Source organism: Marinobacter profundi, assembly GCF_002744715.1.
GTDB classification, from domain to species: domain Bacteria; phylum Pseudomonadota; class Gammaproteobacteria; order Pseudomonadales; family Oleiphilaceae; genus Marinobacter; species Marinobacter profundi.
This window is the reverse complement of record NZ_KZ319370.1, coordinates 145,281-158,935: the sequence shown is the minus strand read 5'-3', so window position 1 is coordinate 158,935 and position 13,655 is coordinate 145,281. Positions and strand designations below refer to the sequence as shown.

Below are 13,655 nucleotides of genomic sequence, written 5' to 3'. Positions count from 1 at the left end.
GGACTTTTCGCTGAGAAACCGACGCCAGGCCGGTGAGCAAGCAATAACGTTGCGGCAGCGCCGGGCTCAGCCGGCACCCTCCTGGTTCTGCTTCGCCCAGCTGTAGATACGGCGGAACGCCTCGGCCAGGCCCTCCGGCGTGTGGGGTGGCTGCAGCACTGCCACCATGGTGCCCTCCGGCCCCAGCAACGCCAGGTGGGCACTGTGGTCCACCAGGGTCATGCCATCCACTTTCCGCTGGGCGAATACCGCATTGAGGCTCTTGGCCAGCGCCCGCAGGTCCTCGACATCGCCGGTCAGGCCATGGAAATCGGGGCCAAAAAAGTCGAGGTAGGCTTTCAGCTTCGCTGGCGTGTCATGGTCCGGATCGGCACTGATCAGCAGGTAGTCCGGCTGCGGCAGTTCCGCCGAAATAAGCTGGTCGGCCCGACGCAGGGTCGACAGGGTGGCAGGACAGATATCCGGGCAGTTGGTGTAGCCGACGAAGGCAAAGGTCCAGCGGCCCTTGAGATTCTCCCGGGTAACCGCCTCGCCGTTTTCATCGGTCAGGGTGAATTCCGCCAGTGCTCGGCCACGGTCGTAGACGTAGGTGTTGAGCTCACTGAGCTCAGGTGGCGGGGCCGGCTCGTGACTGGCCACCAGCACCACCTGGCGCCCGACCACCAGCCCGAATATCAGCAACACGATCAACAGCAGGGCAAACAGGGTCAGGCGTATCGAACGGTCCATCGGGTCTCCGGTCAGGCGGTCGGTTCAGAAGAATACAAAATGGTCGACCAGCAATACCACAAACAGCGCCATCAGATAAGTGATGGAGTACTTGAAGGTATCCAGGGCCACCCTGCGATCGTCGCCGCGGAACAGCCGGATCGCATAATTGAGGAACCGCAGGCCAAGCAGCAGCGCCCCCACCAGGTACACCACACCCGACATCCCGGTGACAAACGGCAACAGGCTGACCGCAAGCAGGATCAGGGTGTACAGCAGGATGTGCAGTTCGGTGTAATGGTTGCCATGGGTCACCGGCAACATCGGGATCCCGGCCTTGGCGTACTCCTCCTTGCGGTGGATGGCCAGTGCCCAGAAGTGCGGCGGGGTCCAGGCGAAGATGATCAGCACCAGCAGCAGGGCGTGGCCTTCCACCTGGCCGGTGACCGCCGTCCAGCCCAGCAGCGGCGGCATGGCGCCGGCCAGGCCACCGATCACGATGTTCTGCGGGGTTGCCCGCTTGAGAAACAGGGTATAGACCCCGGCATAACCCACCAGCGACGCCAGGGTCAGCCAGGCGGTGAGGGTGTTGACCTGCCAGACCAGCACCAGCATCCCGGCAAGGGCGAGGGTGGTGGCGAACAACAGCGCGTCAACCGGCGCAATCCGTCCGGTGGCGACCGGGCGCTTGCGGGTGCGGGCCATGATGGTGTCGATTTTCTGGTCAACCACATGGTTGACCACGGCGGCCGCGCCCGCGAGCAGGGCAATGCCGAGGTTACCCCACACCAGTACGGACCAGTGGGGCACGCCGGGAGCAGCCAGCAGCATGCCAATCACCGAGGTCAGGATCATCAGCGCGACCACCCGGGGCTTGGTCAGCTCGAGGAAGTCCCGCCAGGACAGGGTGCCGGTGGTGCGGCCGGTAGCGGTGGGTGCCTGCAGGGTCTTGGCTTGATTACTCATGCCGTTACCTCCTGATTGAGGGTCGATGGGCGGGAAAGGGATACCGCCTGGCGCACGGGAACACCGTGCAGACGCCAGGCGAGGTGAATGATAGTCAGCAGCAGCCCTGCCCCCATGGCATTGTGGGCAACCGCGATGGCCAGCGGGATGCTGAACGCCACATTGGCGAGACCGAGGCAAAGCTGGATTCCCAGTGCCAGTGCTACCAGCAGCGTGGCCCGGCGCACCTCGGGCTGGCGGGATGCCCGCCACAGCGCCGCCAGCAGCACCGCCAGGTAACCCAGCACAATCATCGCGCCCAGGCGGTGACTGACATGGATCGCCACCCGACCATCGGCATTGAGCTGGCCACCCAGATAGTTGGGACCGACATGCTGGGTAACATCAAAGCCATGGCGGAAATCCATGGCGTCCGGCCACCACTGGCCCTGGCAGGTGGGCAATTCGGTACAGGCAACGGCGGCATAGTTGGCGGCAGTCCACGCCCCCAGGGCAATCTGGATGACCACCAGCGCCAGGGCGCCAAACAGCCAGGGCCGCAACCGGGCCAGTGCGGGCCGCTCCGGCTCCGGCAAAGCGGTCCGCCGGGCCCGCAAGCGCAGGGTCAGCAGTGCCAGCAGACTGAGGGTGGTGAAACCACCGAGCAGGTGCAGGGCAACCACCTGGGGCCACAGCTTGAGGGTCACCGTCCACATGCCGAACGCTGCCTGCAGCACGATGAATCCGGCGATGAACAGCGGCAACTTCCACGGCAGACCCCGGCGGCGGTGGCGTACCCCGTAGCCGGCCAGGCCGAAGACAATCAGGCCAAGGGTGCCGGCGGCGTAGCGGTGAATCATTTCCGGCCAGCCCTTGGCCACGTCAACCGGAGACTCCGGGAAACGCGCATTGGCAATGGCAATGGTGGCCTCGCTCTGGGGCACCGTGAGGAAGCCATAACACCCCGGCCAGTCCGGACACCCCAGGCCAGCGTGGACCAGCCGGGTCCAGGCCCCCAGCATGACCACTACCACTGCCAGCAAGGTGGCCACCAGGGCCCAGCGGCCCATCTTCCGGAATCGCTGTGCAGTTGCGGATTCACCTGTCACGTCGGGCACCTCCGGTTAAGTCCTGGTCTCAGCCAATCTGCGAGAGTTTCAGCAGATGCTTGAGGTCTTTCAGCATGTCCTTGCCGGTGTGTTCGGATCCGTAATGCATGATCACGTTGCCGAAGGGATCCACCAGCAGGATGCGCGGCTGTTCGTCCGGCCGCACGCCGACCGGCCATTGCGGGGCAACGTCACCGACCGGGGCGAGGCGTTCCATCAGGCCGTAGTCCTGCTGCCACCGACTGGCCAGTGACGCCGGCATGCTGCCCAGCCACGCCGCCCGCTCCACCCGGCTGGCATTCTTGCCCAGGGCAATGTTGACCTGGCGGGCGAGGTAAAGCAGCGATTCGCAGCGCTCGTCACAGCTGCCGGCCACCACCATCAGCATCCAGCGGCTGTCACTCTGCAGGGGGCCGAAACGGTCTGCCAGCGGTGTGCCGCCGGCGCCCTGCAACTGCAACTGACTGACCGGCGCCACCGGGTCCAGCAACACACCGCGGTTGGTGTGGCCACCGGGATTCAGCCAGCCGGTGTAGAACATGATGGTCGCGAGGATCATCGGCCCAAAGCCCACGGCAAACAGCAGCAGGGCCATGCGCCGGCCCCGGCGGACCTGCTCCGGGGAGGGATGTTGTGCAGTCATTTCGTCAGCCATTGTCATTGTCATTATCGGCTCCTGTTTTTCGGTAACTGGCAATCACGGTCAGTGCAAGCAACGCCCCGGCCAGGGCAAACCACTGCAGGGCATAGCCATAATGGGTCTGCGGCCCCATCCGGTCGGGCGCCCAGTCAGCCCGGAAGGCCCCGGGCTGCTCACGATTACTGAGTCGAACCACGAGGTCCGCGGCCTCCGCGGCCACCTGGCGGACCTGGTCGCGGCCCAGGGTCTGGACCCGCCTCGGCCAGCCCTGCCCGGGTTCGTCGGTGTCCTGCAGAACCGGTGGCTGCGGGTAGTCACTGATCCGCCCGTGAATCGTCACTTCGGTTACCGGCGTCGGCACCACCGGCAACACTTCCCGGCGTTGTGGCGCGCGGATCCAGCCACGGTTGACCACCACCGGCTGGCCGGCACGGGGATGGAACAGATTGAGCACCTCATATCCGGCCACGCCATCGCGGGTACGGTTATCCAGCAACCAGATGGCCTCGCCATAGCGCCCCTGCAGACTTACCGGCCGGCCAACCGCCAGGCCCTGATGCAGATGGCCCGCCCAGTCCAGCTGCTCGGCCTGTTGCTGCCACTGGTCCAGCCGCTGCTGTTTCTGCTCGGCCCGGCCCAGCTGCCAGATACCCAGCCCGACCAGCAGCGGCAGGAACAACCCGGCAAAAACCAGCAGCCGCCAGTCGAAGTGCCACTGCCTGTGCGGCTGCCATTGGTGATCAGTCATGCTCTGCTATAGTGACCTCTGAACCGTGCCCCCTGCACAACAACCCAACGGAGCTCCTGCCCATGCTGAAAATTGCCATTGCCGTCCTGCTGCTCGCCGTTGTGGTCAGCCTGTTCAGCGGCCTGTTTTTCCTGATCCGGGACGGCGGTAAAACCAATCGGGTGGTCAATTCCCTGGCAATCCGTGTCGCGCTGAGTGTGTTGTTGCTAGTACTGATCATCATCGCCCTGTGGCACGGCGACCTGTCGCTCAACCCTACTCCCTGACAGCCCCATCCGGCCGCCTCACAGCACATAGACAAACACGAACAGACCGAGCCAGACCACGTCGACGAAGTGCCAGTACCAGCTGGCCGCCTCGAAACCGAAATGTTTCTCCGCGGAAAAATGCCCTTTCTGGATGCGGACCAGCATGATGATCAGCATCAGCGTGCCCAGCATCACGTGGGCACCGTGAAAGCCGGTGAGCATGAAGAAGGTACTGCCATAGATGCCGGATTGCAGGGTCAGGTCCAGCTCCTGATAGGCGTGGACGTACTCTTCTCCCTGCAGAACCAGGAAGGCAAGTGCCAGCACGATGGTCGCCGCCAGCCAGATTTTCAGCTTCTTGCGGTTATCGGCCTTGAGGGCGTGGTGGGCAACCGTGACGGTGAACGACGATGTCACCAGCAGCACCGTGTTGATCAGCGGCAGGCCCCAGGGACCAATGATGTCCTTGGGTGCCGGGTAGGCCTGCGGATCCGGGTTGTTGAGCAGTGGCCAGGTGGCCTGGAAACCCTCCCAGAGCATGTTCGAACTGCCCCGGTCACCTTCGCCACCCAGCCAGGGCACGGCAAAGACCCGGGCATAGAACAGGGCGCCGAAAAACGCGGCAAAGAACATCACTTCGGAGAAGATGAACCAGCTCATACCCCAACGGAACGAGCGGTCCATCTGCGGGCTGTACAACCCGGCGCGGCTTTCCCGGATGACGTTACCGAACCAGCCAAACAGCATGTAGGCCATGATCAGCGCGCCGATCCAGAACAGCGCCCAGGAACCCGCGGTGGACTCGCCCTGGGAGCCGTTCACCATGATGGATGCCACCCCGTACAGCGTGAGCCCCAGGCCCACCGTGGCGATGATCGGCCATTTACTCTGCTCCGGAACGTAATAGGTCTGGTTTGTCGCCATGACAGCCTCCGACGGCTTATCCGTTATCGGTTGTTGTTTTTGGATCAGACACTGCTTTCGAAACCTTACCGGCGCGGGTCTGGTCATACAGGGTGTATGACAGGGTGAGCTTGGTAATGTGCTTCGGCAGGTCCCTGTCAACGATGAAGATCAGTGGCATTTCGGTGCTCTCACCAGCCTCCAGGGGCTGCTGGTTAAAGCAGAAACATTCGGTTTTGTGGAAATACAGCGTACCCTCGGCCGGCGCCAGGCTGGGCACTGCCTGGGCCACCATGGCCTGGCCGGTGGGATTCTCGGCGTAGAAGTTCACCGTGGTCGGTTCACCGGGGTGGACGACAATGCTGCGCGTCACCGGCCGGAAGTGCCAGGGCATCTCCGGCCCGTTCTGGGCGATAAACTGCACCGTCACCGTCCGGTTTTCGTCCCGCTCTTCGGTGGCACTGGCTTCATAGCGACCGCCGGTTTTACCGTTGATGCCGGTGATGTCACAGAACACGTCATACAGCGGGACCATGGCAAAACCGAAGGCGAACATGCCCAGGGTACCGGCAAGACACCAGCTCACCACTCGAAGGTTACTGCGGGGCGCGTGTTTGTCGGGAGTCCGGGGCATCGCTCAAACCTCGTGTTATTTCACTTCCGGCGGTGTGGCAAAGGTGTGGTAGGGCGCCGGTGACGGGACCGTCCACTCCAGGCCTTCCGCGCCCTCCCACGGCTTGGCCGCCGCTTTCTCGCCACCACGGACACACTTGATGACGATGGCGAGGAACAGCAGCTGGGTAGCGCCGAACATGAATGCGCCGATGCTCGAGACCATGTTGAAATCGGCAAACTGCAGGGCGTAGTCCGGAATCCGCCGTGGCATACCGGCAAGGCCGAGGAAGTGCATCGGGAAGAACGCGAGGTTCATGCCGATAAACGACAGCCAGAAATGGGTCTTGGCCAGGGTTTCGTCATACATGTGGCCGGTCCACTTGGGCAACCAGAAGTAGGCGGACGCGAAGATACCGAAGATGGCACCCGGCACCAGCACATAGTGGAAGTGGGCCACCACAAAATAGGTGTCGTGGTACTGGAAGTCTGCCGGTGCAATGGCCAGCATCAGGCCGGAGAAGCCGCCAATGGTGAACAGGATGACAAAGGCCACCGCGAACAGCATCGGTGCCTCGAACGTCAGCGAGCCGCGGAACATGGTGGCCACCCAGTTGAATACCTTCACCCCGGTGGGCACCGCGATCAGCATGGTGGCGTACATGAAGAACAGCTGGCCGGCAATGGGCACCCCCACGGTGAACATGTGGTGGGCCCAGACGATGAACGACAGCAGGGCAATAGCCCCCACCGCGTAGACCATCGAGGCATAGCCGAACAGCCGCTTGCGGGAGAACGCCGGAATGATGTGGGACACCGCGCCAAAGGCCGGCAGGATCATGATATAGACCTCGGGGTGGCCGAAGAACCAGAACACATGCTGGAACAGCACCGGGTCACCGCCACCGGAGGCGTCAAAGAAGCTGGTACCGAAATTGATGTCCATCAGCATCATGGTGACCACACCCGCCAGTACCGGCATCACGGCAATCAGCAGGAACGCGGTGATCAGCCAGGTCCAGACGAACAGCGGCATTTTCATCAGGGTCATGCCGGGCGCCCGCAGGTTGAGGATGGTGGCAATCACGTTGATGGCCCCCATGATCGAAGAGATCCCCATGATGTGGACGGCGAAAATGAAGAAGGTCGTACTGGGCGGACCGTAGGTGGTGGACAGCGGGGCGTAGAAGGTCCAGCCGAAGTTGGGCGCCCCGCCGGACATGAACAGGGTGGACACCAGGATCAGGAAGGCGCAGGGCAGCAGCCAGAAGCTCCAGTTGTTCATCCGCGGCAACGCCATATCCGGCGCACCGATCATCAGCGGCAGCATCCAGTTGGCCAGGCCCACGAAGGCCGGCATCACCGCCCCGAATACCATGATCAGACCATGCATGGTGGTCATCTGGTTGAAGAACTCCGGCTGCACGATCTGCAGGCCGGGCTGGAACAGTTCGGCCCGGATCACCATGGCCATGGTGCCACCAAGGAGGAACATGGTGAAACTGAACACCAGGTACATGGTGCCGATATCTTTGTGGTTAGTGGTGAACAACCACCGGGTTATGCCGCTGGCAGGACCATGATGATGTGCCTGGGCGTGGGTATCTGCGACCGCACTCATGAAAACCCCCGTTACCGCCGTCGTGACTTGGCTGGTGAAGTTTTAGTGTCTGGCTTACTGCTGATTCTTGTAATCAAAGACTTCCTTGGGCGTTACCATATCGCCGGTGTTATTGCCCCAGGCATTGCGTTCGTAGGTGATGACTGCTGCGAGGTCAGCCTCGTTCAGCTGCTCGCCGAACGCCTGCATGGCGGTACCGGGCTTGCCGTTGACCACAATGTCCAGGTGGCCGGCCATGTCACCGGTGGCGATGGCACTGCCCTTGAGCGCCGGGAATGCCGGCGGTGCGCCGGAACCATCGGCCTGGTGACACGCGGCACAGGCGGTGGCATAGACTTTCTCGCCACGCTCCATCAACTCGTCCATGGTCCAGTCTTTCTGGGTGAGTTCACGCTCTTTCTCGGCAGCGGCTTTCTGTTCCGCCAGCCAGCTGTCGTATTCTTCCTGGGGCACCGCCTTGACCACCACCGGCATGAACCCGTGATAGGTGCCACACAGTTCGGTACACTGGCCGCGGTAGATACCCGGCTCATCCACCCGGGTCCAGGTTTCATTGATGAAGCCCGGGATGGCATCCTTCTTGACGCCGAACTCGGGTACCCACCACGAATGGATAACGTCGTTGGCTGTCAGCAGGAGGCGCACCTTCTTGCCGACCGGTATCACCAGCGGGTTATCCACTTCGAGCAGGTAGTTTTCGTTTTTCTCGAGGCGGTTGTAGATTTCGTCCTGGGAGGTCGCCAGGTTGGAGAAGTAGCCGAAATCGTCGTTGATGTAGTCGTATTTCCACTTCCACTGGTACCCGGTCACCTTGATGTCGATGTCCGATTCGCTGGTGTCATACATATCCACCAGGGTGGCGGTGGCGGGAATCGCCATTGCCACGAGGATGACAAAGGGAATGATGGTCCAGAGAATCTCCACCGCCGTGTTCTCGTGGAAGTGGGCCGGCTCGCGGTCATCGGACTTGCGGTGGGCAATGATGGACCAGAACATGACCCCGAATACCACGACACCAATGGCGACGCAGATCCACAGAATGGTCATGTGAAGGCTGAATATCTCGTTACTGGTGCCGGTGACCCCGGGTACCATGTTCATCCCCCAGTCCGCATGGGACAGGGCAGGGAGCATGAGACCGCTCAAAAGGACACCTGCACGCTTGGCGTGCACGCGCATCATACTGTGTCTCCACAGAGTCTTATTCTTGTCGGATTTTGCGTCCAATCCCTCTGAACTCGCGGTGTTCGCACGCACCGGCCAGCGCAGAGTGAAAGCCTGCTCACGGATATAACAATTCTGAGTATAGACATAGGTCAAAAAAACGCTAAAAAGTTGACTAAACATTAACCTGATTAAAAAACAGCTGGTTATACACAAAGTGACTAAACCGCTCGCCGTCACGGCCACCGACCGGCGTCTGTGGGCGCTTGCCTGGCCCCTGATGCTGACCAACCTCACCGTGCCCCTGCTCGGGCTGGTGGACACCGCCGTGCTGGGCCACCTTGACCGTCCTGAGTACCTCGGCGCGGTGGCGGTGGGCGCCAACCTGTTCACCCTGTTGTACTGGACCTTCGGTTTCATGCGGATGGGAACCACCGGCCTGGCAGCCCAGGCCTTTGGCCGGCGCGACCACTTTGGCCAGACTGCCCTGCTGGTGCGATCCCTGGCGCTGGCGGTGGCAATCGGCCTGGTCCTGATTGCCGTGCATCAGCCGTTGATCCGCCTCGGCCTGGTTCTGATGAACCCGGGCCCCGAAATAACGGCACTGGCCGCGGAATATGCCGCCATCCGCATCTGGAGTGCGCCGGCTGTGCTGTGCCAGTACACCCTGGTGGGCTGGCTGATCGGTACCCAGTGTCCCCGCGGCCCCATGTTGATGCTGATTGTCGCCAATGGCCTCAACATCGTGCTGGACATAGTCTTCGTCACCGTGCTGGGCTGGAACAGCCGCGGCGTCGCCATGGCCACGGTGATGGCGGAATATGCTGCCACCACGCTCGGCTTCTGGCTGGTGCTGCAGCGGCTACCCGCCGGCCAGCGTTTCAGCCGGGCGCTGCTTGGCCGGCTGGCCGATTACACCGCCATCCTGCGGGTCAACCGTTATCTGCTGGTGCGCACCGTTACCCTGCTGCTGGTGCTGGCCTTCTTTACCGCGCAGGGGGCGCGCCAGGGCGAAGTAACGCTCGCCGCCAACGCGGTGCTGATAACCTTCCTGCTGGTAATTTCCAACGGCCTCGACGGCTTTGCCAACGCCGCCGAGGCGCTGGTCGGAGAGGCCGTCGGCCGCGGCAGCCGGCGGCAATTCCGTGTGGTCTGCCGTGCGGCGCTGCGCTGGTCGCTGTGGGGGGCGTTGCTGTTTACCCTGGCCTTTGTGCTGGGAGGGCGCCAGCTGATCAGTCTGCTGACCAGCATCGACGAGGTTCGGCTGCGCGCCTGGCAGTTTCTGCCCTGGCTCTGGCTGCTGCCCTTGACGACCGTCTGGGGCTTCCTGCTCGACGGCATCTTCATTGGTGCGACCCGCACCCGGGACATGCAGAACACCATGCTGCTGGCCGCCTTCGGGGTGTTCCTTCCGGTATGGTGGCTCACCACTGGCTGGGGTAACCACGGCCTGTGGTTTGCACTGATTACGCTGATGGTGGCACGGGCGCTGGGAATGGGCTGGCTGTTCTTCCGCCACACCCGCAACGGCATCTGGTTCCGGCTGTGAGCCGGTACCGCGCAGATCGTCAAATCTCAACTACAATACTCACAAAGAGCCCGGCACAGGACCCAGGCATGACCGGCGACCGGGTCGCCATCCCGCCACGCCAGTCCCGGACCGATTTTCCCACGAATAGCGGGAGGCGCCTTGCGACCCTATTCCGTTCAGACACCGGCATCTTCTGACATGACACCAGAAGTGGTTCTCAACATCATTGATCAGGCCAGGCGGCAGGAAGCCCATTCCGGAGAATTTCTCCGGCTGATGAAGGAAAAGGCGGCCACCTTGCCCGCGTCGATTACCATCGAGGGCTACCAACCGGCCACCTGCCTGTTCCAGTTTGCCATCGAATACATCGAGATGGCGCCACGGCTGATCGAATGTGTCGATGCCTGTGCCCGCGAAGCCGACACGGCGGAGCTGTTTGCCCCGTTCATCGAGGCGGCAACCCGCTACTTTACCCAGCCTTCGGCGCTGATTGCGCGCTATGAAGGGCTGGACGGCCTGTTGATCCGGGCCTACCTGTGCCACCGCCTGATGGAAGAAATGTACGAGAACAACTACTCCACCCGCACCAGTCAGCTGGTGGATATCGAGGTGACCCAGGCCAACCTGCTGGCTCACCAGCTGATCGGGGAACCGTTTGCCAACGAGCTGGATGAAGCCATCGCCGTGACGGTTCTGCAGATTGCGGGCACCCCGGATTACTACGAACTTGATCTGGACCCCTTTGTGGCACAGGTTCGCCATGCCGCCTGGGACTGGATGCGCAACTACTGGGAAAATCTGCTCATCCGCAACCACATCCGCTTCTCCCTCGGCGCCGGCTTCTGACACAGTGCTATGAGGCCGGGACAGATCACGGTAAGCTACGGAACTTCCAGCATTTCTCAACTTTCGAACGGAGGCTCCCGTGCTCGATAACGCCGATCTTGGAAAACTGATTATCCGCCTCACCCTGGGTGGTCTGATGCTGTTTCACGGCATTGCCAAACTGCTCAACGGGATCGGCTTTATTGAAGGCGAGCTGGCCAGCCACGGTCTTCCCCCTGTGCTGGCCTACGGCGTCTACGTGGGTGAACTGATCGGTCCGCTGATGGTAGTCCTGGGCTACCAGACCCGCATCGGCGCCCTGCTGATTGCCTTCAACATGCTGGTGGCCATCGCACTGGTACACGGCCACCAGTTGATGTCGCTCGGCGGCAACGGCGGCTGGGCCCTGGAACTGCAGGGTTTCTTCCTGTTTACCGCCATTGCCGTGCTCTTTCTGGGGCCGGGCAAGTACAAGCTGAAGAACTGATCCCGGGGATCAGCAGGGGGCTAGCATGACCAAGACACTTCCGCCCGGCCGCTACCGGCACTATAAGGGCCAGGACTACGAAGTCCTCGGGGTCGCCCGCCACAGCGAAACCGAGGAGCAAATGGTGGTCTACCGCTGCCTGTATGGCGATTTCAGCCTCTGGGTGCGTCCGCTGTCGATGTTTCTGGAAACCGTCGACGTGGCCGGCGAGCAGGTGCCGCGGTTCAGCCTGATCGAGTAATTTCCGGCTGTTTTTTGACCTTTGCTCACTTTTCCTGCACATTAGCGCGCTTTTCGTGATACCGGCCCCCATAAGGGGCCGGGTAACCAGTCAAATCCTATCCGGAGTCTGCCATGAATGCCGTTGTTGCTGCGGTCGCCATCATGCTCGTCCTGAGTCTGTGCCGCATCCACGTTGTTGTTGCTCTGATTATCGGTGCCATCAGTGGAGGCCTGGTCGCGGGCCTGTCCCTTGACGCTACCATCGCGGCCTTTAACAAGGGCCTCGGCGGCGGGGCAACCGTCGCGCTGTCCTATGCCACCCTGGGCGCCTTTGCGGTTGCCATCGGCAAGTCCGGGCTGGCCCATGCCCTGGCCGACAAGGCCCTTGCCCTGGTCGGACGCCAAGGCGACGGTGCCGCGATGAACGGTATCCGCTTCCTGATCATCGGCCTGCTGCTGGCGGTAGCGATCTCGTCGCAGAATATTCTGCCCATCCACATTGCGTTCATTCCGCTGGTGGTGCCGCCACTGCTCTATGTCATGGCGAAGCTCAACATGGACCGGCGGCTGGTTGCCTGCGTGCTGACCTTCGGCCTGATCACGCCCTACATGTTCCTGCCCGTGGGTTTCGGCGGGATCTACCTGAATGAAATCCTGCTGGCCAATGTGGCCGACAACGGGGTGGACGCCACCGGCCTCAATGTGATGTCTGCCATGGCGTTACCGGCGCTGGGCATGCTGGTGGGCCTGCTGGTGGCGGTGTTCTTCAGCTACCGGGGTGATCGCCGGTATGACATGGACGCCATTGCCCGCACCGAGCGGGTGGACGTCAAGTACAGTCCCCGTACCCTGGCGATGGCGCTGGTTGCGATCGTGGTGGCCTTTGTGGTGCAGCTCTGGCTGGGCTCGATGATCCTTGGCGCGCTGGCGGGTTTCGTGCTGTTCAACCTGTCCGGGGTGGTGAAGTGGAAAGAGGCGGACGACCTGTTCACCGAGGGCATGAAGATGCTGGCGATGATCGGTTTCATCATGATCGCCGCCAACGGGTTTGCGGAAGTGATGCGGGAAACCGGCGAGATCGCCACCCTGGTCCAGGGTTCGGTGGCCATGATCGGTAACAACAAACCGCTGGCGGCCCTGCTGATGCTGGTGGTTGGCCTGCTGATTACCATGGGTATCGGTTCGTCGTTTTCCACCATCCCGATCATTGCCGCGCTGTATGTGCCGCTGGCGTTGCAGATGGGCTTCAGCCCACTGGCCATTGTGGCGCTGGTCGGCACCGCCGGTGCCCTCGGTGACGCCGGTTCACCGGCCTCCGATTCCACCCTCGGGCCTACCGCCGGTCTCAACGTGGACGGTCAGCACAATCACATCTGGGATACGGTGGTGCCGACGTTCCTGCACTACAACCTGCCGTTGCTGGGCTTTGGCTGGTTGGCGGCGATGGTGCTCTGAGTCTTGGCGGTAGCTTAGTGCCGTCACTGGAGCCGGGAGTGGGGGCGGGATGACGGGGGGTGTCAAAACGGGAAACTTTGTTTCCCTGACTGTTTTGACACCCCCCGTCATCCGGCACTTTGAGAGCTTGTTCTTCGAGGGCTTAGCTCGTTCAGCTCAGTCGTCGGAACCGGCTTTGAAGAACACCACCTGTTTGACGGTGTGATCGTCTTCGTTCTTGCGCTTGTTGACCCGGGTCTCCAGCTCCGGCGTGGCATCCGCGGACTCTTGCAGCGCATCGGAAAATCCGCATGCCACACATTCCCGCACCTGCTGGCCGTCGGCCGTGGTAAACATCACAATTTTGTCCATCTCCGCGCAGCGGGGACACACTGCACCGGCGATAAACCGTTTTTGACTCGCCATCCTCATTACCTCCAGGTCGTACCGGCCCGGCC

The 13,655-nt window shown here is 62.0% G+C and carries 16 protein-coding genes; 6 read left to right on the top strand and 10 right to left on the bottom strand.

The annotated features are described in order from the left end of the window. Positions 1-66: 66 nt before the first annotated feature. From CLH61_RS08760 to CLH61_RS08740, 5 genes are all read right to left on the bottom strand, one after another. A complete protein-coding gene (locus tag CLH61_RS08760) occupies positions 67-729 on the bottom strand; it encodes an SCO family protein (RefSeq protein ID WP_099614346.1) in 663 nt (220 codons plus the stop codon). A 24-nt stretch (positions 730-753) separates the two neighbouring features. Next, positions 754-1,674 carry a heme o synthase gene (cyoE, locus tag CLH61_RS08755; RefSeq protein WP_099614345.1) on the bottom strand — a complete coding sequence of 307 codons (921 nt, stop codon included), beginning with the start codon at positions 1,672-1,674 and terminating at the stop codon, positions 754-756. Then, positions 1,671-2,723, bottom strand: a complete 1,053-nt coding sequence (locus CLH61_RS08750; protein WP_099614344.1) for a COX15/CtaA family protein — start codon at positions 2,721-2,723, stop codon at positions 1,671-1,673. The genes cyoE and CLH61_RS08750 overlap by 4 nt, the downstream gene beginning before the upstream one ends. A 67-nt stretch (positions 2,724-2,790) precedes the next feature. Beyond that, a complete protein-coding gene (locus CLH61_RS08745) occupies positions 2,791-3,429 on the bottom strand; it encodes a hypothetical protein (protein ID WP_099614343.1) in 639 nt (212 codons plus the stop codon). Then, positions 3,410-4,150: an SURF1 family protein gene (locus tag CLH61_RS08740; RefSeq protein ID WP_099614342.1), complete on the bottom strand. Its 741-nt coding sequence runs from the start codon at positions 4,148-4,150 to the stop codon at positions 3,410-3,412. Before CLH61_RS08740 ends, CLH61_RS08745 begins: the two co-directional genes overlap by 20 nt. A 62-nt stretch (positions 4,151-4,212) precedes the next feature. Here CLH61_RS08740 and CLH61_RS08735 point away from each other — a divergent pair, with 62 nt between their 5' ends. Beyond that, a complete protein-coding gene (locus tag CLH61_RS08735) occupies positions 4,213-4,416 on the top strand; it encodes a twin transmembrane helix small protein (protein WP_099614341.1) in 204 nt (67 codons plus the stop codon). A gap of 18 nt (positions 4,417-4,434) precedes the next feature. Here CLH61_RS08735 and CLH61_RS08730 read toward each other — a convergent pair whose 3' ends face one another. Genes CLH61_RS08730 through coxB form a run of 4 tightly spaced genes read right to left on the bottom strand, consistent with a single transcriptional unit; the run spans position 4,435 to position 8,716 of the window. Further along, positions 4,435-5,322, bottom strand: a complete 888-nt coding sequence (locus tag CLH61_RS08730; protein WP_099614340.1) for a cytochrome c oxidase subunit 3 — start codon at positions 5,320-5,322, stop codon at positions 4,435-4,437. 16 nt (positions 5,323-5,338) lie between these two features. Continuing rightward, a complete protein-coding gene (locus CLH61_RS08725) occupies positions 5,339-5,935 on the bottom strand; it encodes a cytochrome c oxidase assembly protein (RefSeq protein ID WP_099614339.1) in 597 nt (198 codons plus the stop codon). 15 nt (positions 5,936-5,950) lie between these two features. After that, complete coding sequence (ctaD, locus tag CLH61_RS08720) at positions 5,951-7,534, bottom strand: cytochrome c oxidase subunit I (protein ID WP_099614338.1); 1,584 nt, start codon at positions 7,532-7,534, stop codon at positions 5,951-5,953. A gap of 54 nt (positions 7,535-7,588) precedes the next feature. Then, positions 7,589-8,716 (bottom strand): cytochrome c oxidase subunit II, encoded by a 1,128-nt coding sequence (gene coxB / locus CLH61_RS08715; protein ID WP_407657561.1) that lies wholly within the window; start codon positions 8,714-8,716, stop codon positions 7,589-7,591. A 262-nt stretch (positions 8,717-8,978) separates the two neighbouring features. Here coxB and CLH61_RS08710 point away from each other — a divergent pair, with 262 nt between their 5' ends. From CLH61_RS08710 to CLH61_RS08690, 5 genes are all read left to right on the top strand, one after another. Beyond that, the gene (locus tag CLH61_RS08710; RefSeq protein WP_099614625.1) at positions 8,979-10,247 is read left to right on the top strand and encodes an MATE family efflux transporter; all 1,269 of its coding nucleotides are present in this window, start codon (positions 8,979-8,981) and stop codon (positions 10,245-10,247) included. A 180-nt stretch (positions 10,248-10,427) separates the two neighbouring features. Next, a complete protein-coding gene (locus tag CLH61_RS08705) occupies positions 10,428-11,075 on the top strand; it encodes a hypothetical protein (protein ID WP_099614337.1) in 648 nt (215 codons plus the stop codon). 79 nt (positions 11,076-11,154) lie between these two features. Next, a complete protein-coding gene (locus tag CLH61_RS08700) occupies positions 11,155-11,541 on the top strand; it encodes a DoxX family protein (protein ID WP_099614336.1) in 387 nt (128 codons plus the stop codon). Between the two features lie 25 nt (positions 11,542-11,566). Next, positions 11,567-11,782 (top strand): DUF1653 domain-containing protein, encoded by a 216-nt coding sequence (locus tag CLH61_RS08695; protein ID WP_099614335.1) that lies wholly within the window; start codon positions 11,567-11,569, stop codon positions 11,780-11,782. 113 nt (positions 11,783-11,895) lie between these two features. Then, positions 11,896-13,218: a Na+/H+ antiporter family protein gene (locus CLH61_RS08690; protein WP_099614334.1), complete on the top strand. Its 1,323-nt coding sequence runs from the start codon at positions 11,896-11,898 to the stop codon at positions 13,216-13,218. A 156-nt stretch (positions 13,219-13,374) separates the two neighbouring features. Here the strand turns inward: CLH61_RS08690 and CLH61_RS08685 are convergent, their stop codons facing one another. Next, positions 13,375-13,623, bottom strand: a complete 249-nt coding sequence (locus tag CLH61_RS08685) for a YheV family putative zinc ribbon protein (protein ID WP_099614333.1) — start codon at positions 13,621-13,623, stop codon at positions 13,375-13,377. Between the last annotated feature and the right edge of the window lie 32 nt (positions 13,624-13,655).